General features: G+C 64.1%; 25 protein-coding genes and 1 pseudogene. 18 read left to right on the forward strand and 8 right to left on the reverse strand.

The window, feature by feature from the left end; translation table 11 throughout:
* Positions 1-2: 2 nt before the first annotated feature.
* Together ROSMUC_RS21030 and ROSMUC_RS12895 are read left to right on the forward strand one after the other, a co-directional pair.
* Positions 3-140: a hypothetical protein gene (locus ROSMUC_RS21030; protein ID WP_170062566.1), complete on the forward strand. Its 138-nt coding sequence runs from the start codon at positions 3-5 to the stop codon at positions 138-140.
* The gene (locus tag ROSMUC_RS12895) at positions 137-1498 is read left to right on the forward strand and encodes a sigma-54-dependent transcriptional regulator (protein ID WP_037273669.1); all 1362 of its coding nucleotides are present in this window, start codon (positions 137-139) and stop codon (positions 1496-1498) included. Before ROSMUC_RS21030 ends, ROSMUC_RS12895 begins: the two co-directional genes overlap by 4 nt.
* Positions 1499-1504: 6 nt before the next feature.
* Here the strand turns inward: ROSMUC_RS12895 and ROSMUC_RS12900 are convergent, their stop codons facing one another.
* Entirely contained in the window at positions 1505-2233 is a 729-nt protein-coding gene (locus ROSMUC_RS12900; RefSeq protein WP_037273671.1) for a FadR/GntR family transcriptional regulator, read from the reverse strand.
* 85 nt (positions 2234-2318) lie between these two features.
* On the opposite strand from ROSMUC_RS12900, the gene ROSMUC_RS12905 reads away from it, so the two are divergent.
* The 6 genes from ROSMUC_RS12905 (at position 2319) to ROSMUC_RS12930 (ending at position 6993) form a co-directional block, all read left to right on the forward strand.
* Positions 2319-3053 carry a DUF2182 domain-containing protein gene (locus ROSMUC_RS12905; RefSeq protein ID WP_037274104.1) on the forward strand — a complete coding sequence of 245 codons (735 nt, stop codon included), beginning with the start codon at positions 2319-2321 and terminating at the stop codon, positions 3051-3053.
* 16 nt (positions 3054-3069) lie between these two features.
* Positions 3070-3699: a DUF1326 domain-containing protein gene (locus ROSMUC_RS12910; protein WP_037273673.1), complete on the forward strand. Its 630-nt coding sequence runs from the start codon at positions 3070-3072 to the stop codon at positions 3697-3699.
* Positions 3699-4214, forward strand: coding sequence for a DinB family protein (locus tag ROSMUC_RS12915; RefSeq protein WP_037273676.1), 516 nt, complete (start codon positions 3699-3701; stop codon positions 4212-4214). Before ROSMUC_RS12910 ends, ROSMUC_RS12915 begins: the two co-directional genes overlap by 1 nt.
* A complete protein-coding gene (locus ROSMUC_RS12920) occupies positions 4211-5323 on the forward strand; it encodes a dimethylsulfoniopropionate demethylase (RefSeq protein WP_037273678.1) in 1113 nt (370 codons plus the stop codon). The genes ROSMUC_RS12915 and ROSMUC_RS12920 overlap by 4 nt, the downstream gene beginning before the upstream one ends.
* A 108-nt stretch (positions 5324-5431) precedes the next feature.
* Positions 5432-6424: an acryloyl-CoA reductase gene (gene acuI / locus ROSMUC_RS12925; protein WP_037273681.1), complete on the forward strand. Its 993-nt coding sequence runs from the start codon at positions 5432-5434 to the stop codon at positions 6422-6424.
* Between the two features lie 53 nt (positions 6425-6477).
* Positions 6478-6993, forward strand: a complete 516-nt coding sequence (locus tag ROSMUC_RS12930) for a GNAT family N-acetyltransferase (protein ID WP_037273683.1) — start codon at positions 6478-6480, stop codon at positions 6991-6993.
* 2 nt (positions 6994-6995) lie between these two features.
* Here ROSMUC_RS12930 and ROSMUC_RS21675 read toward each other — a convergent pair whose 3' ends face one another.
* The 3 genes and pseudogenes from ROSMUC_RS21675 to ROSMUC_RS12940 all read right to left on the reverse strand — a co-directional run bounded on the left by ROSMUC_RS21675 (position 6996) and on the right by ROSMUC_RS12940 (position 8388).
* Positions 6996-7217: an alpha/beta fold hydrolase gene (locus ROSMUC_RS21675; RefSeq protein ID WP_342748362.1), complete on the reverse strand. Its 222-nt coding sequence runs from the start codon at positions 7215-7217 to the stop codon at positions 6996-6998.
* A 109-nt stretch (positions 7218-7326) separates the two neighbouring features.
* Positions 7327-7791, reverse strand: a pseudogene (locus ROSMUC_RS21750) (alpha/beta fold hydrolase); the annotation flags it as partial.
* Complete coding sequence (locus ROSMUC_RS12940) at positions 7792-8388, reverse strand: amino acid synthesis family protein (RefSeq protein WP_037273686.1); 597 nt, start codon at positions 8386-8388, stop codon at positions 7792-7794.
* Positions 8389-8501: 113 nt separating this feature from the next.
* Here ROSMUC_RS12940 and ROSMUC_RS12945 point away from each other — a divergent pair, with 113 nt between their 5' ends.
* On the forward strand, positions 8502-9389 hold the full coding sequence (locus tag ROSMUC_RS12945) for a LysR family transcriptional regulator (protein WP_037273688.1): 888 nt from the start codon (positions 8502-8504) through the stop codon (positions 9387-9389).
* 24 nt (positions 9390-9413) lie between these two features.
* Here ROSMUC_RS12945 and ROSMUC_RS12950 read toward each other — a convergent pair whose 3' ends face one another.
* A complete protein-coding gene (locus tag ROSMUC_RS12950) occupies positions 9414-10148 on the reverse strand; it encodes a hypothetical protein (protein WP_037273690.1) in 735 nt (244 codons plus the stop codon).
* Between the two features lie 27 nt (positions 10149-10175).
* Positions 10176-10682 carry an RNA polymerase sigma factor gene (locus tag ROSMUC_RS12955; protein WP_037273694.1) on the reverse strand — a complete coding sequence of 169 codons (507 nt, stop codon included), beginning with the start codon at positions 10680-10682 and terminating at the stop codon, positions 10176-10178.
* 100 nt (positions 10683-10782) lie between these two features.
* Here ROSMUC_RS12955 and ROSMUC_RS12960 point away from each other — a divergent pair, with 100 nt between their 5' ends.
* The gene (locus ROSMUC_RS12960; protein ID WP_245875177.1) at positions 10783-12336 is read left to right on the forward strand and encodes a S8 family serine peptidase; all 1554 of its coding nucleotides are present in this window, start codon (positions 10783-10785) and stop codon (positions 12334-12336) included.
* 9 nt (positions 12337-12345) lie between these two features.
* On the opposite strand, the gene ROSMUC_RS12965 is transcribed toward ROSMUC_RS12960, so the two are convergent.
* Together ROSMUC_RS12965 and ROSMUC_RS12970 are read right to left on the reverse strand one after the other, a co-directional pair.
* The gene (locus ROSMUC_RS12965; protein ID WP_037273699.1) at positions 12346-13668 is read right to left on the reverse strand and encodes an ABC1 kinase family protein; all 1323 of its coding nucleotides are present in this window, start codon (positions 13666-13668) and stop codon (positions 12346-12348) included.
* A gap of 64 nt (positions 13669-13732) precedes the next feature.
* Entirely contained in the window at positions 13733-14758 is a 1026-nt protein-coding gene (locus ROSMUC_RS12970) for a LacI family DNA-binding transcriptional regulator (RefSeq protein WP_037273702.1), read from the reverse strand.
* 205 nt (positions 14759-14963) lie between these two features.
* On the opposite strand from ROSMUC_RS12970, the gene denD reads away from it, so the two are divergent.
* From denD to ROSMUC_RS13010, 8 genes are all read left to right on the forward strand, one after another.
* The gene (gene denD / locus ROSMUC_RS12975; RefSeq protein WP_037273704.1) at positions 14964-15947 is read left to right on the forward strand and encodes a D-erythronate dehydrogenase; all 984 of its coding nucleotides are present in this window, start codon (positions 14964-14966) and stop codon (positions 15945-15947) included.
* Positions 15948-16003: 56 nt separating this feature from the next.
* Positions 16004-16972, forward strand: coding sequence for a TRAP transporter substrate-binding protein (locus ROSMUC_RS12980; protein WP_037273707.1), 969 nt, complete (start codon positions 16004-16006; stop codon positions 16970-16972).
* Between the two features lie 61 nt (positions 16973-17033).
* Complete coding sequence (locus tag ROSMUC_RS12985; protein ID WP_037273709.1) at positions 17034-17534, forward strand: TRAP transporter small permease; 501 nt, start codon at positions 17034-17036, stop codon at positions 17532-17534.
* Positions 17531-18817, forward strand: coding sequence for a TRAP transporter large permease (locus ROSMUC_RS12990; RefSeq protein ID WP_037273712.1), 1287 nt, complete (start codon positions 17531-17533; stop codon positions 18815-18817). The genes ROSMUC_RS12985 and ROSMUC_RS12990 overlap by 4 nt, the downstream gene beginning before the upstream one ends.
* Positions 18814-19704 carry an L-threonate dehydrogenase gene (gene ltnD / locus ROSMUC_RS12995; RefSeq protein WP_037273714.1) on the forward strand — a complete coding sequence of 297 codons (891 nt, stop codon included), beginning with the start codon at positions 18814-18816 and terminating at the stop codon, positions 19702-19704. Before ROSMUC_RS12990 ends, ltnD begins: the two co-directional genes overlap by 4 nt.
* Positions 19704-20948, forward strand: a complete 1245-nt coding sequence (gene otnK, locus ROSMUC_RS13000) for a 3-oxo-tetronate kinase (protein WP_037273716.1) — start codon at positions 19704-19706, stop codon at positions 20946-20948. Before ltnD ends, otnK begins: the two co-directional genes overlap by 1 nt.
* Complete coding sequence (gene otnC / locus ROSMUC_RS13005; protein ID WP_037273719.1) at positions 20941-21585, forward strand: 3-oxo-tetronate 4-phosphate decarboxylase; 645 nt, start codon at positions 20941-20943, stop codon at positions 21583-21585. The genes otnK and otnC overlap by 8 nt, the downstream gene beginning before the upstream one ends.
* On the forward strand, positions 21585-22364 hold the full coding sequence (locus tag ROSMUC_RS13010; RefSeq protein ID WP_037273722.1) for a hydroxypyruvate isomerase family protein: 780 nt from the start codon (positions 21585-21587) through the stop codon (positions 22362-22364). Before otnC ends, ROSMUC_RS13010 begins: the two co-directional genes overlap by 1 nt.
* Positions 22365-22375: the final 11 nt, after the last annotated feature.

Consider the following 22375-nt stretch of genomic DNA (forward strand, 5'->3'; position numbering starts at 1 on the left):
GAATGAAAGCGATGATTGCGGCCTTTGTGGCCTGTGCGGTGATTGCCGCCGCTGCCCCCACCGTGTTGCGCGAATTGGGCTATACCTCAGAGGCCAAGCGCGCGGGTGATGCTGTTCGGCTGGGTGACGCGGCCGAATGACGCCGCAACCCGCGCCCGAAGAGACAGCTGAGGACTATGGCCAGAACCTCGCGCATGCGTCGGTGCTCATCATCGACGATGAGCCAGGGATGCGCAATTTCCTCATCAAGACGCTGGGCGCGCGGTGCCGTCATGTTGAGCAGGCGCGCACCTGTGAAGAAGGGGCGATGATCCTCGATCAGGTGCATTTCGATCTGGTCATTCTTGACAATATCATGCCGGGCAAGACGGGTCTGGATTGGCTGGAGGAGCAGCGGCGCGTCGGCCTCTTTGCTGATACGATCCTGATCACCGCCTATGCCGATCTGGATACTGCGATCAAGGCGCTGCGGGCGGGGGTCACGGATTTCGTGCTCAAGCCGTTTCGCGCCAATCAAATCCTCAATTCTGTGGCGCGGGCGCTCGACCGCAAGTATCTGGCGCGCGAGAATTACCTGTTGCGGCATGAATTGTCTGCGGGAGGGCAGGCGGCGCGTGGGCGGCTGCTGGGCCATTCCCCGGCAATCCAGAGCGTGCGCGCGATGCTGGGCAAGCTGGCCCCTGCGCCCACGTCGGTTCTGTTCACCGGGGCAAGCGGGACCGGCAAAGAGATTGCCGCGCGCACGCTGCATGGCCTGTCGAACCGGGTTGAGAAACCCTTTGTCGCGGTCAATTGCGCCGCGATTTCAGCGGATAGGATCGCCGAGGAATTGTTTGGCGTGGTCGAGGATGGGCGCGCACGAAAGGATGGGCTGTTGCTGCATGCCGATGGCGGCACGCTCTTGCTCGACGAGGTGGCGCAACTGCCCGAGCATGTGCAGGCGGCGCTGCTGCGCGTGTTGGAGGACAAGCGCATTCGACCTATCGGATCCGAACGGGAAATCCCACTGAACCTGCGGTTTCTCTTTGCCACCAATGCCGATTTGAAGGCGGCGGTGAGCGAGGGGCGGTTCCGCGCTGACCTCTACCACCGGATCAATATCGTCAACGTGGAAATGCCCAATCTCAAGGAGCGTCAGGAGGATATTGTCGAACTGGCGGCGCTCTTCATGAGCGAATTCGCCGGGGCGTTGGGGATGCCCGCGCTGGATCTCGATGCGGATGTCCTGCTCAAGCTGAGCCGCTACGACTGGCCCGGCAATGTGCGGGAGTTGCGCAATCTGATTGAACGATCGGTGATCCTTGGGGCCTTTCCAGAAGAATTCGCAGGCTCTGGCCGGGGCGGAGGCGAGGCCGCACTGGAGACGCTCGAATATGTGGAGCAGCGCCATATCATGGCGGTGCTTGATGCCTGTGGCGGCAACCGGGCCGAAGCGGCGCGGCGTCTGGGCGTGGCGCGCAAGACGATTGACCGCAAGTGCGCGGCTTGGGGTGTCTGAGATCAGCTATTTCGGCGCACGCGCAGCCATGACATCGCGGCCGAGGGTCAACGTGTAAGCCTCCAGCTCGGTCAGGGCGGTTTGCGCGGCTTCCGCATCCGAACTGGAAAGCGCATCGGCGATACGGGTGTGAAAACCCACGATGGCCTCGCGCGAGCGGGCGGTGAAAGTGATCATGTTCATCAAGGGCTGCATGGCCTCGACCGCGCCCGCGAGTTGATAGCTGAGCACCGGGTTGCCGGCGCTATCCACCAAGGCCCGGTGAAAGGCCACGTCGGAGGCGCAAAAGCTTTCGTCCGTCAGTCCCGGTTGCCCCTGGCGATGGATTTCTGCGCGCATCGTGGCCAGCGTGTCGGGTGTGCGGCGCAGGGCGGCAAGCGGCGTGCAGGCGCGTTCCAGCGCGTAGCGCGCCTCGCAGGCGACATCAAAGCTGATGGCGTTCATGCTGAGGAGGAGTGTGGCGGTGGTGATCTGCTGGCCATAGGCCTCGGGATAGCTGAGGCGGTTGACGAAGGCCCCGCCAAAGGCCCCGCGCTGGGTGCGGATGAGCGATTGCGCGGCAAGGCGTTTCAGCGCCTCTCGCACCGTGGGGCGCGACACCGCGAAGTGATCCGCCAGTTCCGCCTCGGAGGGCAGGCGTTCATCGACAATGAGTTGGCCTGAGACAATCGCGTCGCGGATCGCCTCGGCTATCTGGGCCGAAAGATCGGCCTTGTTATCCGGATCAATTTTCATTTGTCTTACATTTAAATGTCTGACAATTTAAACGCAAGAGGTGAGTCGCGGGGATGAGGCGATGATTGCGGCACAGGTCAGGCGAATGGGTGGGGGGCACTGGTTGGTGCTGTTTTGCCTTATTCTCGGGGCTTGGGGTCTGCTTTACGCCATGGCGCTGCCGCAGGACTTGCGCGATGGCGCGGTGATTTTCGGGGCCGATTTCCTGCAAAGCCTGTGCATCGTGACCCCTGATGCGGCCGGATTTGGCCGGATCATCTTGATGTGGGCGCTGATGTCGGCGGCGATGATGGCACCCACGGCGCTTCCGGCCTTTGCCACTTATGAGGAGTTGAGCCACACTGGCGAGACGCGTTTCGGGTCATTGGTGGCGGGGTATCTGACGGTCTGGCTCGGGTTTTCGATCCTTGCGGCGGGGGCGCAAATGGCGCTCTTTCAGGCGGGGATGCTGACGGCATTTGGCGATAGCCGCTCTGGCGTTTTGTCGGCGGTGTTGCTGGCCGTGGCGGGGGTGTATCAGTTCAGCCCGGTCAAGGAGGCATGCCTGTCGAAATGCCGCCGCCCGCTGTCGTTCTTCATGCAGCATTGGGATGAAGGTGCGCTGCGTAACGGCGTGCGGTTGGGGTTGGTTTGTCTTGGCTGCTGTTGGGCGCTGATGGCGCTGGCCTTTGTCGGCGGGGTCATGAACCTTGCCTTCATGGGGCTTGCGACTGTGATCATGGTCCTGGAGAAACTGCCTGATCTGGGCCGTTATCTGACCCGGCCCTTAGGGGGTGTGTTGATGGTGGCGTCGGTGTGGGTTCTGTTCACGTCAATCTGAGAGAGGAGGCCGTAACATGGCTCTGGATACATTGGGCACAGTGCCCTGGGCGATCAAGGGGGAGTTGATCCTCAACTGCAACTGCACGGTATTCTGCCCCTGCGTGGTCTCTTTGGGCAAACATGCGCCCACTGAGGGCTATTGTCAGGCATGGTCGGGCGTGCGCATCGACGAGGGCCATTATGGCGATGAGGATCTGAGCGGCCTCAACGTGGGTCTCATGCTGGAAATCCCCGGCCTGATGGCGCGTGGCAACTGGAAGGCGGCGGCCTTTATCGACGAGCGCGCGAGCGAGGATGCCTATGAGGCGCTGGTCAATATCTTTTCGGGCAAGGCACGCGGCACGACCGGCCTGTTCGGCGTGCTGGTCAGCGAGTTTCTGGGGGCAGAGCGCGCGCCGGTCATCTTCGAGACCGAAGGCAACGCGCGCCGCCTGATGGTGGGCAAGAAGATCCAAGGCGAGGTGGTGCCGGTGCCGGGCCACAAGGGCGAGGACATTGTCGTCACCAACACCGAATACTGGATGGGTCCGGATATCACCGTCGCCACCGCCACCAAGGGCCGGGTGCGCGCCTTTGGCCGGGTGTGGGATTTCGACGGGCGCAGCGCGGAAATCTGCCAGATTGATTGGAAAGGCCCGCGCTGATGCTCTTGGCGGCGGATCATGTGCGCCTGTTGGCGCGCTATAATGCGTGGCAGAACGCGCAAGTGATGCGCGCGGTGGATGGTGTGAGCCTGAAGCTCTTGACCGAGGATCACGGGGCCTTCTTCGGCTCGATCCTCGGCACGCTCAATCACATCCTTTGGGCCGACCGTCTCTGGCTTCATCGGTTCGGGGCCAAGGTGGCTACCCCCGAGGGGAGCATGGAGGCGAGCACCACGCTCACCCCAACAGGGGCCGCGTGGAGCGCGGAGCGGTTCGCCACCGATGGCGCGCTCCGTCTTTGGGCGCGCGATCTGCACAGCATTGACCTCACCGGCGACCTCAGATGGTTTTCCGCCGTCAAGGGTGCGGAGGTCAGCCGCCCGATGGCGCTTTGCGTCACCCATTTTTTCAACCACCAGACCCATCACCGGGGGCAGGTCCACGCGATGCTGACGCGCGCAGGCCTTCCTGCGCCTGTCACCGACCTTGTATTCATGCCTGAGGAGGCCCAATGAACGCTCCGCTTCTGTCCCCGTCGCGCCGGTTGCGCCGCACGCCATTTTCCCAAGGGGTCGAGGCGGCGGGTGTCAAGGCCTATACGGTCTATAACCACATGCTCTTGCCGACCGTATTCCGCTCGGTCGAGGAGGATTATCGCCATTTGAAAGAGGCGGTGCAGGTCTGGGACGTGGCCTGCGAACGGCAGGTCGAACTGCGCGGTCCGGATGCAGGCCGGCTGATGCAGATGCTGACGCCGCGAGACCTGCGGGGTATGACGGCGGGCCAGTGTTTCTATGTGCCCATCGTCGATGAGACAGGCGGCATGCTCAACGATCCGGTGGCGGTAAAACTGGCCGAGGATCGCTGGTGGATTTCGATTGCCGACAGTGACCTGCTCTATTGGGTCAAGGGTATCGTGCAGGGCTGGCGCCTGGATGTTCTGGTGGATGAGCCGGACGTGAGCCCGCTGGCCATTCAAGGTCCGCGCGCCGATGACCTGATGGCGGCGGTCTTTGGCGATGCGGTGCGCGATGTGCGATTCTTCCGCTTTGGGCACTTTGATTTCCAAGGCCGGGATATGGTGATTGCGCGCTCTGGCTATTCCAAGCAAGGTGGGTTCGAGATCTATGTCGAGGGTGGCGAAATCGGCATGCCGCTCTGGAATGCGCTGATGGAGGCCGGCAAGAGCATGGATGTCCATGCAGGATGCCCCAATCTGATCGAGCGGATCGAGGGCGGATTGCTGAGCTATGGCAATGACATGACCGATGACAACACGCCGCATGAATGTGGTTTGGGCAAGTTTTGCAACACCCACACGGCGATTGGCTGTATCGGGCGCGATGCGCTGCTCCGTGTGGCCAAGGAAGGGCCGGTGCAGCAAATCCGTGCCATTGCCATCGAGGGGACAGCGGTGCCACCCTGTCGCGAGTGGTGGCCGGTTCTGTCCGACAAGGGGGATCGCGTCGGCAGGGTGAGTTCGGCAACATGGTCGCCGGATTTCGCCACCAACGTGGCCATTGGCATGGTGCGTATGACCCACTGGGATGCGGGCACGCAGTTGCGGGTGGTGACGCCCGAGGGAGAGCGGCGCGGCGTGGTGCAGGCGGGGTTCTGGGCCTGAGAAGCGTGGGGGCGCTGCCCCCGCCGCCCGTGCCGGGCGGCCCCCCCGAGGTATTTTGGGCCAGATGAAGCGGGGCGTGGGCGTCCTGCAGGAAAGAGGAGTAGAGAAATGTTCAAGGCATTGGTCGTCGAGAAGGACGCGGAGAGCGGCAAGACGCAGGCGGGGGTCAAGACCCTGACGCTGGACGATTTGCCCGAGGCCGAGGTGACGGTAGCGGTCGAATATTCCACGGTGAATTACAAGGATGGCCTTTGCATCGGGCCGGGTGGCGGTCTGGTGCGCACCTATCCCCATGTGCCGGGAATTGATTTCGCGGGCACGGTCGAGGCGAGCAATGATGCCCGCTACAAGCCGGGTGACAAGGTGGTCTTGACAGGCTGGCGCGTGGGTGAGGCGCATTGGGGCGGCTATTCCCAGAAGGCGCGGGTCAAAGCCGATTGGTTGGTGCCTTTGCCGGAGGGGCTGGATACGCGGGCCGCGATGGCGGTGGGCACCGCCGGGTTTACCGCGATGCTGGCGGTGATGGCGCTGGAGGATCACGGGCTGAAACCGGGGCATGGCGAGGTGCTGGTCACGGGCGCTGCAGGTGGTGTCGGATCAGTAGCCACGGCCATTCTCGCGCATCTCGGGCATGAGGTGGCCGCCGTGACAGGGCGACCCGAGCAGGAGGGGTATCTGCGCGGGCTTGGGGCGAGCCGCATCGTGCCGCGCGAGGATCTCGCCGAGACGGTCAAGCGACCACTCGAGAGCGAGAACTGGACAGGCTGTGTCGATGCTGTTGGCGGCGCGATGCTGGCGCGGGTGCTGGGCCAGATGAAATACGGCGCAAGCGTCGCAGCCGTGGGCCTGGCGGGTGGCGCGAACCTGCCTGCCACGGTCATTCCGTTCCTGTTGCGCGGTGTCAACCTCCTAGGGATCGACAGTGTGATGCAGCCCTATGCCAACCGGCTTCGCGCATGGGAACGTATTGCTACGGATTTGCCGATGGACAAGCTGGAGGCGATGATCACACCCGCCAAGCTGGAGGATCTGCCGCGCTTGGGCGCGGATATTCTCAAAGGACAGGTCAAAGGCCGGGTTGTGGTCGATCTGAACGCCTGAGACTTGCCAAAGGCGGCGCCCCCCGCTAGCCATGGCTGGCGGGGGAGTGTGCTATGACAGAACAGGCGGGCATCACCATCAGGCTGGCGCGCGAGGCGGATTTCGCAACGCTCTGGCCCATCGTGCGCGATGTGATCCGGGCGGGTGACACCTATGCCATCGAGCCGGGGCTGACCCGCGAAGCGGTGCGCGCGCTCTGGATGGAGGCGCCGCGCGCCACCTATGTGGCCGAACGTGGCGGCGAGGTTCTGGGCACCTACTATCTCAAGACCAATCAGGCCGGGGGTGGGGCGCATGTGTGCAACGCCGGGTACATGGTCGCCGAGGCCGCGCGCGGGCAGGGGATCGCACGGGCCATGTGCCTGCATTCGCAGGACGAGGCGCGCGAATTGGGCTATCTTGCGATGCAGTTCAATTTCGTGGTCGAAACCAACCGGGGGGCGATCGCGCTATGGCAGAGCCTTGGGTTTGAAACCGTGGGACATCTGCCGCGCGCCTTTCGCCATCCGCAGGCCGGATTGGTGGATGCGCGGGTCATGTATAAATGGTTGGGCGAGGCACCTGCGTAAGGTCACGCATGCAGGCTGAGAAACTGTGTGAGCCTGCCCGCAAAGCTCTGCGGGGCCTCGATGAGGCCCAGGTGGCGCAAACCGGGCAGGATGTGGCACTGGCTGCGGGTGATTTCCGAGGCGATGGCCTGAGCCATGGCGGGGGTAGAGCCGCTGTCGTTTTCGCAGGTGACCACGAGGGCGGGCAGCGTCAGGGGCGGCTTGGGCCGGATCAATTCGGTCACACCCTCTGCCAATACCCGCCGATGCGCCGCATAGCTGGCGGGGTCGGTGGCGAGGACGGTTGCGCGGATGGACTCGACCTTTTCGGGGCTTGAGGCGCGGAACTCGGGGGGTGAACCACCGCTCCAGCGCAGCGTCTATCGTGGCAACCGGGCCGCCCGCTGCGGCATCGCGGGCCTGCGTCGCAACCCGCGCCTGAAGGTCGGGCGCGCGTTCATGGGGCGAGTTGAGAATGGCCAAGGCCGAGACACGGGCCGGGTGATCGAGCGCCGCGCGCCGGTTGATCATGCCGCCAAGCGAAAACCCCACGAGGGCCGCGTGCGGCAGGGCCAACCGGTCCATAAGGGTGACGAGTTGCTCTGACAGGATAGTCAGGGTGAGTGGGCGGATGTGCGGCGCGCTCTGACCATGGCCCGGCAGATCGTAGCTGAGCACGCGAAAATGACGCGCCAGAAGCGGCGCGATCACGCCCCATGTGCTGTGCCGTGATAGGCCAAGACCGTGGATCAGCACCACGGCGGGGGCCTCCTCGGGGCCGCTCAGGTCATAGGCCGTACCCTCGGGCGTCCGCGCCATTCAAACGCCCGCCGGATTGTCGACGTCATGGCCCATATCGCGCAGGTCCTCGTAGCGGTTGCCGATGCGGTGATGCGGATGGCCGCCAACCGACGCGCCGAGGGCGAGGATGATTTCATCCTCGGCGGGCGCGTCCGGCACGGTGGTATGGATCGTCTGGTAATGCGAGCGCCGCCCGGCGTCGTCCTTGTCCATCAGGGGGATCATCAGGGATGTGCCCGCAGCACCGCGCGTATTGGTGAAGGCGAGATAGGTCTTGGCCTTGACCGCATCGCGGAACTGGTTGCCGAACCAGAGTGTATGCGTCAGCGCCATCGCATGTTCCAGCTCGCCCCCCATGCCGACGACGCTGGCCTTGCCATAGCCTTCCAGACGGTCGCCGGTGACATCGAGGATCATGTCGGTCAGCAGACGGCCCAGAACCGGGCCCTGAGCGCGAATTTCGGGGCCGAGGTCCTCGACATGGCCGCGCCCGAACCAGGGGTTGCGGATGATCGCCATGGCGGCGACGAGCAGCGTGGGATCGGCCACATCCTTGCCGCCTTCGCGGTGGGTGCGTTGCACGAGGGTGAGGCTGCGGCGAAGCTCTAGGGTCATGGGCTGTCCTTGGTTATCTGAGGCGGGCCGGGGGAAAGTGACACAAAGGGAGCATTCTTGAAAACGAATTGTTTTGCTGCAAACATGCGGAAAATTCGAATTGAGAGGGCTCGATGAACATCACCGCCTTGCAGACCTTTCTTGCCATCGTCGACACCGGCAATCTGGTGCGCGCCTCGCAAAAGTTGAACGTGACGCAGTCGACGGTCACGGCGCGCCTCAAGTCGCTGGAGGATGAGCTGGGTCAGCAGCTTCTCAATCGGCAGAAATCTGGCACGACCCTGACGCCGGCGGGCACCAAGCTGTTGCGCTATGCGCGGATCATGACCGGGCTGTGGCGGCAGGCGCGCTATGAGACGGGGTTGCCGGCGGGCCTCAGTTCGGTCTGCACATTCGGCTGTGATCGCGAGTTGTGGCACGGGCCGGGGCGGGCGTTTTTCGACGGTGTTGTCCAGGGCCATCCCGATATGGCTGTCTCGGTGCAACAGGGCGGCGGGCGCGAGTTGGAGGAATGGTTGGCGGCGGGGTTGGTGGATGTGATCCTGACCTACGGAGCCTCGGCGCGGGGCAATCAGACGGTCTATGCGTTGCCGCCGGAAGAGTTGGTGCTTTACTCCGACCGCGAAGTGACCTCGATCCGGGCTGATCCCAAGTATATTTTCGTGGATCATGGCGAGGAGTATCGCCGCGCCCATGGTGAGACCTACCACGATGCAGGCATCGCGCGGGTGAGTTTCGACAGTTCATTTTGGGCGCTGCAATTCCTGCTGGAGCGGGGGGGATCGGCCTATCTGCCGCGTGCCCTCGCGGCGCCACTGGTGGCGGAGGGACGGCTTTATGAGTTGTGCGAGGCGCCGATCTATAGCCGCAAGAAGATGCTGGTGGTCAATGACAGTGCTGCGGCCAATTGGGACTGGTTCGCGCCCTTGGTGGGGGCGCTCAGGGCACGGTCGGCGGATTGGCTGGACCGTCCTGATCGCCGGTTTGTGATTCCGGGGTAGGGACCTTGCCCCCGACGCGGCGCGCTATTTCAGCAAGGCGCGCTCCTCCTCGGGTGTCATCGGCTGGCCTGCGCCCGTGGAGGTGTAGAAGGCATCCAGCATTTCGAGGGATGAGGCGGGCGCGTATCCGGCCTCGGCCCCGGCGTTACCGGCCTGCGCCACGGCGAACTGCAACTGCCAATCGTCCTCCGCGCGACAGGCCACAGCGACATAGCTGCCGCCTGCGGGGTTTGACGCCTCATATTCCCGGCAAAACTGGCCGGCTGCATCAGTAAAGGACGCCACCACCGTCAGGGCGGTGCCATTCGGCAATTGCGTGGCCTTGCCCGACGGCAAACTGTCCAATTGTTCTGTCATGGCCGTGTTGAAGGGCGCGCCAAGCGGGGCCTCGGCCCCGCCCGACAGCATCAGCCCCGCGCCCAGACCCACGGCAAGCGCAAGACTGGCGGCAAGCGCCATCGGCTGCCAGCGTTTCGGTTCGGCGGGGGCGGGGGCGGCGCGAAGGGGCACGACATTGGTGATCTCTGGCGGCGCGCTGGCCTCGCCCATCGCGCGGATGCGCGCAACCAGCGCGTCGGACACTTGCGCCTCTGGCATATCCTGCATCGCCTGCCGTGCCAGATCTGCGGTCTCGACAAAAAGCGCGTAGCGTTCGGCCAAATCCACATCGGCGGCAATGCGCGCATACAGCGCCTCGGCCTGGGGTCCGGTGATCTCGCCATCGGCGAGGGCCATCAATCTGTCGTCGTCAATGTGCATCTGTTCGATCCTTCCCCTGACATGGGGTTAACGGCTGGAGACGCGATCTATTCCCACGGATTTTGCAAGCGCGAGACGGGCGCGGCTGAGGCGGCTCATCACGGTGCCTTGGGGAATGTCGAGCGTGGTGGCGGTTTCGGCATAGCTGAGCCCTTCTATGCAGACCAGATGCAGCACCATGCGCTGATCTTCGGGCAAGTGGTTCATGGCGTTGCGCACCGCGTTGAGGGTCAGGCGATCATCGGTCTGGGCGGCGCTGTCGATGGGGTCAGGTTGCGGGCTTTCGTGGATGTCCACCACCTCGCCGCGGGTGGCATCGCGGCGCAGCGTGTCGATCCAGGCATTGCGCAGGATGCGAAAGAGCCAAGATTGCAATTGGGTTGCGGGGTCAAACCGGTCGCGGGCGCGAAATGCCCGTTCTGCGGTGATCTGCACGAGGTCTTCGGCAAGATCGCCTTGACGGCACAGTGAGAGGGCAAATCGCTTGAGTGCGGGCAGCAGGGCCAAGACATCCTCGGTAAACTGGTCAGACATCGGTGAAAGGCCCTTGAAACAATCTACGGGAATAAAACCGGGGTTACAGCGTTTCCTCTAGCATGGCATGTTGATGCAGGGCGACAAAAGGAGAATTTCCGTGCGCGTGTTACGAGCGATACTGGTGTGGGTTCTGATCCTTGGGATCGTGCCGCTTGGACCATGGCCCGAGGGGACAAACCCAGCGAGCATGGCCTGGGCGCGCGGCGGCGACGGCGGCGGTGATGGCGGAAGCGATGGCGGCAGTGATGGCGGCAGTGATGGGGATGGCGGAAGCGATAGCGACGGGGCCGGTGACGATGGAGGCAGCAGCAGTAGTAGCGACGGTAGTAGCAGCAGCAGCGACCAAGACAGCAGCGAGGCTGGGGGTGTTGGAGGCGGCGAGGCCAAAGGTCGCGAATTTCGTCGCAGCCTGCGCACGATCTTCGGTCGGCCTTCGCCTGAGCCTGCCCCCCGTGCGGCTCGCGCCCGCACCCCCGCCCCACGTCCTGCTCCGCGACCGACTGAAGCCCCCCGCGAAATCATCGCGCGCGGTTTGAACGAGGCGGATGCGGCCGCATTGGTGGCGCAGGGCTATGGCGTGATCGACCGGATTGATCTGGCCAGCCTCGGTGTGAATATTCAGCGCCTCTCGGTGCCCGAAGGCACAACGCTGGCAGAGGCGCGCGCGGCGGTGCAGGCGCTGCCCACCGGCGAGACGGCGGATTTCAACCATTATTACCGTGCCGAGGCTGAGAAAATCGCCGACGCGACCGAGGACGCGGCCCCTACGGTCCCCTGCGAGGGGCTGCATTGCCCGGCGAGGGCGCAGATTGGCTGGCCAGATATGCTTGGGCCGCAGGGATGCGGTGCGCCTGTGACCATCGGAATGATCGACACAGGGATCAACACCGATCACACCGCTCTTGCCGCCGCGCAGGTGACGCTGACGCGGGTGGCACCCGAGGACTACAGCGCGTCGGGTGCCATTCACGGCACGGCGGTGGCTGCGATCTTGGTGGGCGATGCAGGATCACGTACGCCGGGGCTTTTGCCGGGGGTGCCACTGGTGGCGGTGGATGCGTTTCACAAGGCGTCGGGCGATGAGCGCGCCGATGTCTATACGCTCGTGCAGGGCTTGGATCAGTTGATCGGTGCCGGGGCGACGGTGATCAACCTTAGCCTTTCAGGGCCGCCAAACACGGTGCTTGAGGATACGCTGGCGGCCATCGAGGCGGCCGAGACGGCCGTGGTGGTGGCTGCGGCGGGCAATGGCGGGCCAAGCGCGCCGCCCGCCTATCCCGCCGCCTATGACAGCGTGATCGCCGTGACGGCGGTGGACAAGGCAAGCGGGGTGTATCGTCGCGCCGGGCGGGGGCCGCATGTGGATCTGGCAGCACCGGGGGTCGAGGTCTGGACCGCGGCCTCGGTCGAGGGGGCAAAGTGGAAAACCGGCACCTCCTTTGCCGCGCCCTATGTCACGGCGGCGGCGGCGCTCTGGCGACAGGCCAATCCCGTCATGACTCCGGCGCAGATCCGCGCTGCCCTCACCCAGAGCGCGGCCGACCTGGGCGCGCCGGGGCCGGATGAGATCTTTGGTTACGGATTGCTTGATCTGGGGGGGCGCTGCCCGGTGATCGAAGAGGCGGCAATCCTGCCGGTGGCGGCCGAGTAGGCCCAAGCTTCAGCGGTAGCGTTCGAGCTGCGGGCGCAAGGCGACGCGCGCCCGCAGCTTGCTGGCCAAAAGGTAAATTCCGCCAATCTTGCGGTGCAAAAACAGCGTGGCGGGAGGCGGAACATGGGTCAGCTCCCGCTCGGAGCCCATGGCAAGTCCCATGTCGCGCAGGGTCTTGACCATGTCGGAGCTGCCGAAATCGTAGGGCGTGCTCTGGCGCAACGGCGCCATGGCGGTATCAAACATCTGATGGATCAGTGCTTGATGCCGGGGCGTGGTGGCGGCATTGAAATAGCCGATGCGCTGCATGGCGGCGCGGGTGGCGGCGGTATCCTCGTCTAGCGCCGCGTTGAGCAGGCTTCGAAAATCGGAGGTGAGCGCCGGGTCAATCTCCATCACCGCCCCGAAATCCAAGAGCACGATTTGCCCAGTTTCGGGATCATAGCGGTAATTGGCCAGATTGGGATCAGTTTGCATCAGGCCAAACGTGAAGAGCTCCCGCAAGGTCAGCTCGATCAGATGCTGCGCCACGTGATCACGCAGCTCTTGGGGCGCGTCGGTCAGTGTGTCGATCGGCTGGCTGTCGATATAGGTCATGGCCAGCACCTCGGGCGTGCTGAGATCGGGATGCAACGCGGGCAGGCGAAACGCCTCTGACCCGGCGAGCAGGCGGCGAAAGGCGCTCAGGTGGCGCGCCTCGGCGATATAATCCGCCTCTTGATGCAATTGCGCCTTGGCCTCGCGCAGTATCGGGCCGAGGTCCGTGTCGCGTGGGATGAGGCCCGGCACGCGCAGGAGGGTCGCCAGATTGTCGATGTCGCTGTCGATGCTGGCGCGCACGCCGGGGTATTGCACCTTGATCGCCAGATCGCGGCCATCGGGCGTTTGCGCGCGGTGGACCTGCCCGATCGAGGCGGCGGCGAAGGGGCGCAGATCAAAGCGTTTGAAACGTCCATACCATCCGCAGCCCCAGGCGGTGTTGAGCACCGATTGCAATTGCTTGGGCGGCATATGCGGCGCCTCGGCGCGCAGGGCGGCCATGATCGTGGTCATCTCGGGCGGCAGGACAAGGCCCGTATCCATCGAGAGCATCTGCCCCAGTTTCATCGCCGCCCCGCGCATCTGGCCCAGATCGCGGGTTACGCGCCGCGCGGTGGCGGGGGTCAGCAGCAGGCCGGGCAGGTGCGGGCGCTGGCCTTGGGCCATCTGGCGCAGGCCACCAGCGAGCATGTCGCCCATGATGCCAGTGGTCATGCCGCCCAGACGCAGCATGCGGCCAAGGCGGCGGCCGGGCACGGGGACGGTGCGGGTTTGGTCGTTATGTTCAGTCATGCCGCCTGCCTCTGCTCAGCGTTGGTGAGGGGCAAGATGGGGCGCGCCGACGTGATTGCCAGCCTCAGGCCGTGGAGCCGGGCAAGAGGCGAAAGTCGATCTGCGTGATCCGGGATGGGCGTTCACCCTTGAGACGGCGCAAGATGTGGTCGGCGGCGACAAAGCCGATGCGTTCACGGTTCGAGGCGATGGTGGTCAGCGGCGTTGGCAGCGCCTGCCCGATGCTAAGCCCGTTGAAGCCCGCGAGGGCGATGTCATGGGGCAGCGAGAGACCGGCGGTCTGGCAATGGAAGACCCCGCCCACGGCCATATCGTCATTGGAAAAGAAAACCGCCTCGGGCCTTGGCGTCGTGCGGTCCAGCATCCGTGCCAACCCTTCCCGCCCCAAGGGAACCGAGGACGGGCCATCCAGAATCAGCGTATCGGACAGGATGTGGCCTGCGTCGGTCAGCCCGTCCTTGAAGCCGTCGAGCCGGGCAAGAGCGCGGAAATCGGTGGCGATGTCATGCCCAATATAGGCCATCCGGCGATAGCCGCGCCCAATGAGATAATGCGCCATGGCGCGGCCCGCGGCGCGGTGCGAAAAGCCGACAGCCATGTCGGCGGCGTCGGGATCGGTGTCCATCACCTCGACCACCGGCAGTTCGGCGGCCTGCAACAGCGCACGCGTCGCCGCATTGCCAGACGTCGGGGCCAGAACGAGACCGGCAGGCCGCCACGACAAAAGATCGTGCAGGAGGTGTTCTTCGCGGGTGGCGTCGTAATGGGAAATACCGAGGATCGGATGATAGCCATCATCCTCCAGCCGGGTTTCCAGCCCCTTGAGCACATCGGCAAAGACGATATTGGAGAGGGAGGGCAGGATCACCGCCACCTGACGCGAGGCCCCGCCGGCGAGCGTTCCGGCAAGACGGTTCGGCACGTAATTGAGGGCCTGCGCGGCACGCTCGACCTTTTGGCGGGTGGTCTTGGCGACGGCGCTGCCACCGCGCAGCGCACGGCTGGCGGTGATCTCACTGACGCCTGCGGCCTTGGCGACCTGTGAGAGGGTCGGGCGACGAGAAGGGGGATCGGGGGCGTTTTGGTCCATACTCCCAGATTGCGCAAAATGATGGCGCTGTCATTGAAAATCTGTGCGCGAAGGGGTGCGAAGCCGCGCGGTGAGGGGATAGACACCTTATCCAACTCATAAACGCGTGCTTTAACGCGCCACCCTTACCCTGGGGCCCTTCGAGGAGAACCTTATTGACAGCGCTGTCATTACTTGCTTCAGTCCGGGGCGAGGGGGACTTGGCGTGCGTATTCTAGTTACAGGAGCGGCGGGGTTCATTGGCCAACGCGTTGTGCGCGCGCTGTCGGAGCGCGATAGCCTGATTGTGGACGGGCAGGAGCGCCGGATCGCGGCCATCCTTGCCACCGATATTGCCGAGGCTGCGTTGCAGGGTCTGGCGCAGTCCTGCCGCCGTGTGCATGCGGTGCCGGGGCCTTTGGACAGTCCTGCGATTTTGGCGCGCATCGTCGAGGACGCGCCAGAACTGGTGATTCATCTGGCCGGTGTCGTTTCGGGTCAGGCGGAAGAGGATTACGCGCTGGGCATGGCGGTCAACCTGCAATCCACCATTGCCCTGATCGACGCTTGCCGCAGCCTGCGCAAACCGCCGGTCTTTGTCTTTTCCTCGTCGGTCGCGGTGTTTTCCTGCGCCGACAATGACACGATTTCCGAAGACACCTTGCCCGCGCCCTTGTCATCCTATGGCACGCAAAAGCTGATGGGGGAACTGCTGGTGCGCGATGCCAGCCGCAAGGGATTCATCAAGGGGCGCGCGCTGCGCTATCCGACGATCGCGGTGCGGGCGGGCAAGCCCAATCGCGCGGCATCGGGCTTTGCCAGTGGGATCATCCGCGAACCGCTGGCCGGGATGGCAGCAGAGCTGCCGGTTGGGCGTGATCTGCGGATGCATCTGGCCTCGCCGGCCAAGGCGCAAGACTATACGATGACCGCCATTGCGCTGGCGCAATCCGATCTGGGGTTGGAGACCACCGTCACCTTGCCGGGCATTTCGGTGACGGTGGGTGCGATGCTGACGGCGCTGGAGGCGCTTGCCGGGTCCGAGGTGGCGGCGCGGGTGACAGAGCAGCCCGATGCCGCGATCGAGCGGATCGTGACCACATGGCCGGGGCAGATCATCACACCACGCGCCGAGGCGCTGGGATTTGCGCCCAACCGGGATTTTTCCGAGATCGTGCGCGAATATATGGAGAGTTTGACGACAGACTAACGGGGCACGGGAGGCCCCGGACGGCGGAAATAACAATCAACAAGGAGGAGGATCACATGAGACATTTTGCACTGGGTGCGCTTGCCGCGCTGGGTCTGGCCACGGCGGCCGGGGCGCAACAGAATATCGTGGTGGGGCATGCGCTGTCGCCCACGTCGCATTACGGGGTGGGGGCGCAGGCCTTTATCGACACGCTGACTGAATTGTCTGGCGGCACCTTTACCGGAGAGCAGGCCCCGGCCGGACAGTTGGGCGGCGAGCGGGACATGATCGAGGGGTTGCAGATCGGATCGCTCGACGTGGTCATCACCTCGACGGGACCCTTGGGCAATTTCGTGCCGCAGGTCTATGCGCTGGATCTGCCCTTCCTCTTCCGCGACTATGATCATGCCCGCAAAGTCCTAGATGGCGAGATCGGGCAAGAGTTGCTGGATGAGATCAGCAAGAACAACCTTGTGGCGCTGGCCTGGTCCGAAAACGGATTTCGCCATGTGACCAATTCGCAGCGCGCCGTGCGCACGCCCGAGGATCTGGCGGGGCTCAAGTTGCGGACCATGGAAAACAAGGTGCACATGGCGGCGTTCGAGGGTATGGGTGCAGCCCCCACACCGATGGCCTTCCCGGAGCTGTTTTCCGCTTTGCAACAAGGGGTTGTTGATGGGCAGGAAAACCCAGTCACGGTGATCACCGCGTCGAAATTCTGGGAGGTGCAGAAATATGTCTCGCTCACTGGGCATGTCTATTCGCCTGCCGCTGTTCTGGCCTCGCCGGTCCTGCTCGATAGTCTGACCGAAGAGCAGCGCGGCTGGTTTGCCGAGGCGGCCAAGGCATCGGCGGCGGCAACGCGGGCCGAGGTCAACCGTCTGGAAGAGGCGGGCGTCGCGCTCTTGCGCGAAAACGGCATGGAGGTGATCTCCGACATCGACAAGGCCCCGTTTGCGGCCCTTGCCGAAGAGGCGTCTTATTCCGTCTACACCGACCAGTACGGTGGCGAGATGATTGAGCGGATCAAGGCTGTCGAGTGATCCAAGGCAAAAACCGGCCCCCGGCGCAGGGATCGCGCCGGGGACTGACGGAAGGGCAAAGATGTCGTTGTTTCTGAAATTCGAAGCCATGGCCACGCAACTGGCCCTGAGGTTGGCAATCGGCTTTTTGCTGATTGCGGTCGGTCTTGCGCTCTATCAGGTGACGACGCGTTTCGTGTTTGGGCATCCCTCGACATGGTCCGAGGTGATCACCCGCTCGGCGATGATCTGGTGCGTGTTTCTGGCCGTGGCCCCGGCATTTCGCGAAGGGGCGATGATTGCCGTCGAAATCGTGCAAAGATTGCTGCCGCCGCGTCTGGGCTTTGCGCTCTACCTTCTGTCGATGAGCCTGTCGGTGGTGTTTTTCTGTATTCTCTTTTGGCAGGGTTGGGCGATGACCGAACGGGTCATGTCGCAAAAGCTGGCGGCGCTGGAAATCTCGATCGCATGGGTCTACGCGGCGCTGCCTGTGGGGTCGGTTTTTATCCTACTGGCTATTTTGGGCTGTATGATCCGGGCGGTTCAAAAGGGCGCGATTGCGTTTTCGGCGGGTTTGCAATGAACGCGGCACTGGCGCTGTCCCTTGCGATATTCTTTTTGGCTGGCGTGCCGATTGCGGTGGCGATTGGTTTGGCTTCGGTCATCGGGATCGAGGCCAATGGGCGCTTGCCGCTGCTCTTGGTGGCGCAACGGATGTTCACGGGCATCGACAGTTTTCCGCTCATGGCGATTCCGCTCTTTATTCTTGCGGGCAATCTCATGTCTGCGGGCGGCATTTCGCATCGTTTGGTGGAATTGGCGAAATCCATCGTGGGCGGCATCCAAGGGGGGTTGGCGGCGTCCTGCGTGCTGACCTGCATGATGTTTGCCTCGGTTTCTGGATCGTCGGTGGCCACGACCTTTGCCATTGGCGCGATCCTCATTCCGGCGATGGTGAAACACGGATACCCCGCGCCGATGGCGGCCTCGGTTCAGGCAAGCTCTGCCGAATTGGGTGTGCTTATTCCGCCGTCGATCCCACTGATCCTCTATGGGGTCTCTACGGATACTTCGATTGGCCAGTTGTTCCTTGCGGGGATTGGGCCGGGGTTTCTGGTGGCGGGGTCGCTGATGGCCTTGGTGCTGATCCTGTGCCGGGTGCGGGGCATTGGCCTTGAGGATGGGCGGGATCGGCCAAGGGTAGGCCCGGCGCTCTGGTCTGCCTTGCCCGCGTTGATCGTGCCTGTAGTGATCTTGGGCGGCATCTATTCGGGCGTTTTCACGCCCACAGAAGCGAGTGCGGCCGCCGTGGCCGCAGCCGTGGTCGTGGGCATGGTGTTCTACCGGGAATTGCGCTTTGCGGACCTGCCCGAAATCCTGAAAAAGACGGTTTTGGCGACGGCGGCGATCATGCTCATCATTGCGGCGGCGGCGCTTTTCTCGTTCCTGATCACGCGCTCAGGCCTGCCCAATGAAATCGCGGCATGGTTCAAGGATATTTTCGAGAGCCGCTTTGCGTTTCTCCTGGTCGTGAACCTGATGCTGCTGGTGGTGGGCATGTTCATCGAGACCTCGGCGGCGATCCTCGTGCTGGCGCCGATATTGGCGCCGATTGCGGTGTCTTACGGGGTTGATCCGGTGCATTTCGGACTGATCCTCGTGGTCAATCTGGCGCTTGGGATGATTACGCCGCCACTCGGGGTCAATCTCTTCGCCGCCTGTGCCGTGGCCAATCTCTCTATTGAGAAGGTCATTCCGCATCTTTTCTGGTTCGTGCTGACCGTGTTCGGGGCGCTGATGCTGATCACCTATATTCCGGCGATCACGCTCTGGCCGATGCAGATCATTCTTTCGGTGGGACAATGACAGAGATCGTGCATTTCGTGGGGCTGGGGTCGATGGGCCTTGGCATGGCGCAATCGGCCCTGCGGGCCGGGTTCGAGACATACGGTCATGATCCGGACGCGGGGCGTCGGGATATGCTGGTTGCGGCGGGTGGGCGCGTGCTGGACCGGGCATCGCCCAAGGCGGGGGTGCTGGTCTGTGTTGTGCTCAATGCCGCGCAGACGCGCGATGCTCTCTTTGGGGCGCAAGGCTGGGCCGAAGGGGTGCAAGCGGGCGGTGTGATCCTTGGCTGTGCCACGGTCGCGCCGGAATTTGCCCGCGAGATGGAAGCAGAGGCAGCACGCCGGGGGCTGCTCTATCTCGATGCGCCCATTTCAGGCGGGGCCGTCAAGGCGGCAGAGGGGCGGCTTTCGGTGATGGCATCGGGCCGGGCCGAGGCGTTTGGGCGGGCAGAGGCGGTGCTGGCGGCACTGGCCGAGACAGTGCATCGCTTGGGCGATTGCGCCGGGCCGGGATCGGCGATGAAGGCGGTCAACCAATTGCTCGCGGGCGTGCATATCGCGGCGATGGGTGAAGCGCTGTGTTTTGCCACCTCTCAAGGGCTTGATCTGGCCCGTGTGTTGGAGGTGATCAAGGTGTCGGCGGGCAATTCGTGGATGTTCGAGAACCGCGCGCCGCATGTGATCGAGGCGGATTATGCCCCGCGTTCGGCCATCGACATCTGGCCCAAGGACCTGGGCATCGTCAGGGATATTGCGGCACGCGCAGCCCTGCCCCTGCCGCTGGTCGAGGCGGCGCTGACCGAGTATCGCGCGGCCTCTGCGGCGGGGCTGGGGCGCGCCGATGACGCAGCTATCACTAAGCATATCGCCGCGCGCGCAGGTCTGCGGTTGCCGGGGGACGACTGATGCTGTTGGGCTGTATCGGCGATGATTTCACCGGGTCGAGCGATCTGGCCAATACGCTGACCAAGGCGGGCATGCGGTCGGTGCAATATGTGGGTGTGCCCAAAACGCCCGCCAAGGCGGGTGTTGAGGCGGGCGTGGTCGCGCTCAAATCCCGCTCGATCTCGGTGGCCGAGGCTGTGGCGCAATCGCTGGCGGCGCTTGAGTGGTTGCGCGCGCAGGGGTGCCGGCAGTTCCTGTTCAAATATTGCTCGACGTTTGATTCAACGCCCGAGGGCAATATCGGCCCGGTGGCCGAGGCCTTGGCCGATGCCTTGGGCGCGCGGCAGGTGATGGTTTGCCCGGCCTTTCCGGGGGCGGGGCGGACGGTCTATCAAGGGCATCTCTTTGTGCAGGACCGGCTCTTGAGCGAGAGCGGGATGCAGCATCATCCGCTGACCCCGATGACCGATCCGGATATTCGCCGCTGGCTGGCGTTGCAGGTGGGTGGGCCGGTTGGTCATCTGGGCGCGCAGGTCGTTCGGCAGGGACCGGGGGCGATCCGGGCGGCACTGGCGGCGCAAGAGCATCGCTTGATCGTCGCGGATGCGATCAGCGATGCGGATCTGGTGGCCTTGGGTCATGCTGCGGCGGATTTGCCGCTGATTACAGGGGGCTCGGGCATTGCCATGGGCCTGCCAGATAACTTCCGGGCGCAGGGGGAACTGGCAGGACAGGCAGGCGTTTGGCGCGGTCAGGCTGGTCCTGCCGTGGTTCTCTCGGGGTCTTGTTCGGTGGCCACGCGTGGACAGGTGGCGCGGCATGCGGCCTCTCATCCAGCGCGGGAAATCTCTGCGGCTGACGTCATGGCGGGTCGGGTTGCACCAGAGGATCTGGCGGATTGGGCCTTGGCGCAGGTCGGGATTCCGATGATCTATTCCTCGGCTGAGCCCGCCCGTGTGGCGCAGGATCAGGCGCAGTTCGGGGCCGGGGCGGTCGCGGCGGCGATCGAGACGCTCTTTGCGAAACTGGCGCGGGCGCTGGTCGCGCGCGGTGTCACGCGGCTGATCAGCGCGGGTGGTGAGACCTCGGGCGCAGTGGTCGAGGGTCTGGGCCTGACACAGCTTGAGATCGGGCCAGAGATTGCCCCCGGCGTGCCTGTGATGCGCGCGGGCGATAATCTTGTTGTGGCCCTCAAATCGGGGAATTTCGGGGGCCCGGATTTCTTTGTCGAAGCCGCGCAGAGGATGGAGCAGTCCGATGAGTGAAAGCCGTCTGCGTGAGGATCTGTGCTTTTGGGCGAAGTCGATGTTTGACCGGGGGCTGACCGGAGGAGCCTCTGGCAATATCTCGGTTCGGACCGAGGATGGCGGGATGTTGGTCACGCCCACCGGTGTCAGCATGGGGCGACTTGATCCCGCGCGGCTCAGCCGGTTCGATGCGGGCGGGCGGCTGATTTCGGGCGATCCCCCGACCAAGGAAATGCCGCTGCATGCCGCGTTTTACGAGACGCGGCAGGGCGCGGGGGCGGTGGTGCATCTGCATTCCACCCATTCCGTTGCCCTCTCGATCCTGCCCGATACCGATCCTGACAACGCGGTGCCGCCGCTCACGGCCTATGCGGTGATGCGGGTGGGCAAGGTGGCGCTCTTGCCCTTCTATGTGCCCGGTGACGCGGCGATGGCCGAGGCGATCCGGGGGCTGGCGGGGCGGCGGTCTTCGGTGTTGCTGGCCCATCACGGCCCCGTGGTGGCGGGCAAGGATCTGGAGGCGGCTGTTTTCGCGATGGAAGAGCTGGAAGAGACCGCGAAGTTGGCGCTGATCCTGCGCGGCACCGGGGCGCGTCCTTTGGATGCGGGGCAGATTGCGCAGGTGGTGCGCAAGTTCGAGGTGGATTGGGACTGATGCGCTTTTCTGCCAATCTTGGCTTTCTCTTTACCGACCTGCCCTTGCCCGATGCTGTTCGCGCGGCAGCGCGGGCGGGATTTGCGGCGGTGGAATGCCATTTTCCTTACGATTTTGCTGCGGCAGAGGTGCGCGCGGCGCTAGAGGAAACCGGCCTGCCGATGCTGGGGCTGAACACATGGCCGGGCGACAGGGCGGCGGGCGATTTCGGGCTGGCCGCCCTGACCGGCCGCGAAGAAGAGGCGCGCGCAGCAATCCGGCAGGCGGTGGACTATGCGCAGGCCATTGGTGCAGGCGCGGTGCATGTCATGGCCGGATGCACCAATGGCGGGCCAGAGGCGGAGGCGGTATTTCGCGCCAATCTGGTCTACGCCTGTGATCTGGCCGCGCCCTTGGGGCTGACGATCCTGATCGAGCCGATCAATACCCGTGATGTGCCGGCGTATCACCTGTCGTCAACGGCCCATGCGGCCTCTGTCATTGCGGCGCTCAGGCGGGACAATTTGCGGATGATGTTCGACTGCTATCATCTGCAGATCATGGAGGGCGATCTGCTGCGCCGCTTCGCCCGCTATCAGCCCATCATCGGCCATGTGCAATTCGCGGGCGTGCCGGATCGTGGCGCGCCGGACCAAGGCGAGGTGGATTATAGCTGGCTCTTGCCGCAGTTTGCGGCGCTCGGCTGGCAGGCGCCGTTTGGGGCAGAATACCGCCCCGGCGAGGCGGGCACAGAGGCCAGCTTGGCGTGGATGACGCGGTTCGGGGCAACGGCGGATTGACGACACTCTGC

Source organism: Roseovarius mucosus DSM 17069 (assembly GCF_000768555.3).
Classification (GTDB): Bacteria; Pseudomonadota; Alphaproteobacteria; order Rhodobacterales; family Rhodobacteraceae; genus Roseovarius; species Roseovarius mucosus.

Bases quoted from the DNA above. Each gene is read 5' to 3' on its own strand.
- ROSMUC_RS12985 (WP_037273709.1), top strand. From the start codon at position 17,034: ATGTCGTTGTTTCTGAAATTCGAAGCCATGGCCACGCAACTGGCCCTG.
- ROSMUC_RS12955 (WP_037273694.1), bottom strand. From the start codon at position 10,682: ATGTCTGACCAGTTTACCGAGGATGTCTTGGCCCTGCTGCCCGCACTC.
- ltnD (WP_037273714.1), top strand. From the start codon at position 18,814: ATGACAGAGATCGTGCATTTCGTGGGGCTGGGGTCGATGGGCCTTGGC.
- ROSMUC_RS12905 (WP_037274104.1), top strand. From the start codon at position 2,319: ATGGGTGGGGGGCACTGGTTGGTGCTGTTTTGCCTTATTCTCGGGGCT.
- otnK (WP_037273716.1), top strand. From the start codon at position 19,704: ATGCTGTTGGGCTGTATCGGCGATGATTTCACCGGGTCGAGCGATCTG.
- ROSMUC_RS12970 (WP_037273702.1), bottom strand. From the start codon at position 14,758: ATGGACCAAAACGCCCCCGATCCCCCTTCTCGTCGCCCGACCCTCTCA.
- ROSMUC_RS12950 (WP_037273690.1), bottom strand. From the start codon at position 10,148: ATGCACATTGACGACGACAGATTGATGGCCCTCGCCGATGGCGAGATC.
- ROSMUC_RS12945 (WP_037273688.1), top strand. From the start codon at position 8,502: ATGAACATCACCGCCTTGCAGACCTTTCTTGCCATCGTCGACACCGGC.
- ROSMUC_RS12900 (WP_037273671.1), bottom strand. From the start codon at position 2,233: ATGAAAATTGATCCGGATAACAAGGCCGATCTTTCGGCCCAGATAGCC.
- ROSMUC_RS12920 (WP_037273678.1), top strand. From the start codon at position 4,211: ATGAACGCTCCGCTTCTGTCCCCGTCGCGCCGGTTGCGCCGCACGCCA.
- acuI (WP_037273681.1), top strand. From the start codon at position 5,432: ATGTTCAAGGCATTGGTCGTCGAGAAGGACGCGGAGAGCGGCAAGACG.
- otnC (WP_037273719.1), top strand. From the start codon at position 20,941: ATGAGTGAAAGCCGTCTGCGTGAGGATCTGTGCTTTTGGGCGAAGTCG.
- ROSMUC_RS12895 (WP_037273669.1), top strand. From the start codon at position 137: ATGACGCCGCAACCCGCGCCCGAAGAGACAGCTGAGGACTATGGCCAG.
- ROSMUC_RS12940 (WP_037273686.1), bottom strand. From the start codon at position 8,388: ATGACCCTAGAGCTTCGCCGCAGCCTCACCCTCGTGCAACGCACCCAC.
- ROSMUC_RS12980 (WP_037273707.1), top strand. From the start codon at position 16,004: ATGAGACATTTTGCACTGGGTGCGCTTGCCGCGCTGGGTCTGGCCACG.
- ROSMUC_RS13010 (WP_037273722.1), top strand. From the start codon at position 21,585: ATGCGCTTTTCTGCCAATCTTGGCTTTCTCTTTACCGACCTGCCCTTG.
- ROSMUC_RS12965 (WP_037273699.1), bottom strand. From the start codon at position 13,668: ATGACTGAACATAACGACCAAACCCGCACCGTCCCCGTGCCCGGCCGC.
- ROSMUC_RS12915 (WP_037273676.1), top strand. From the start codon at position 3,699: ATGCTCTTGGCGGCGGATCATGTGCGCCTGTTGGCGCGCTATAATGCG.
- ROSMUC_RS12930 (WP_037273683.1), top strand. From the start codon at position 6,478: ATGACAGAACAGGCGGGCATCACCATCAGGCTGGCGCGCGAGGCGGAT.
- ROSMUC_RS21030 (WP_170062566.1), top strand. From the start codon at position 3: ATGAAAGCGATGATTGCGGCCTTTGTGGCCTGTGCGGTGATTGCCGCC.
- ROSMUC_RS12990 (WP_037273712.1), top strand. From the start codon at position 17,531: ATGAACGCGGCACTGGCGCTGTCCCTTGCGATATTCTTTTTGGCTGGC.
- ROSMUC_RS12910 (WP_037273673.1), top strand. From the start codon at position 3,070: ATGGCTCTGGATACATTGGGCACAGTGCCCTGGGCGATCAAGGGGGAG.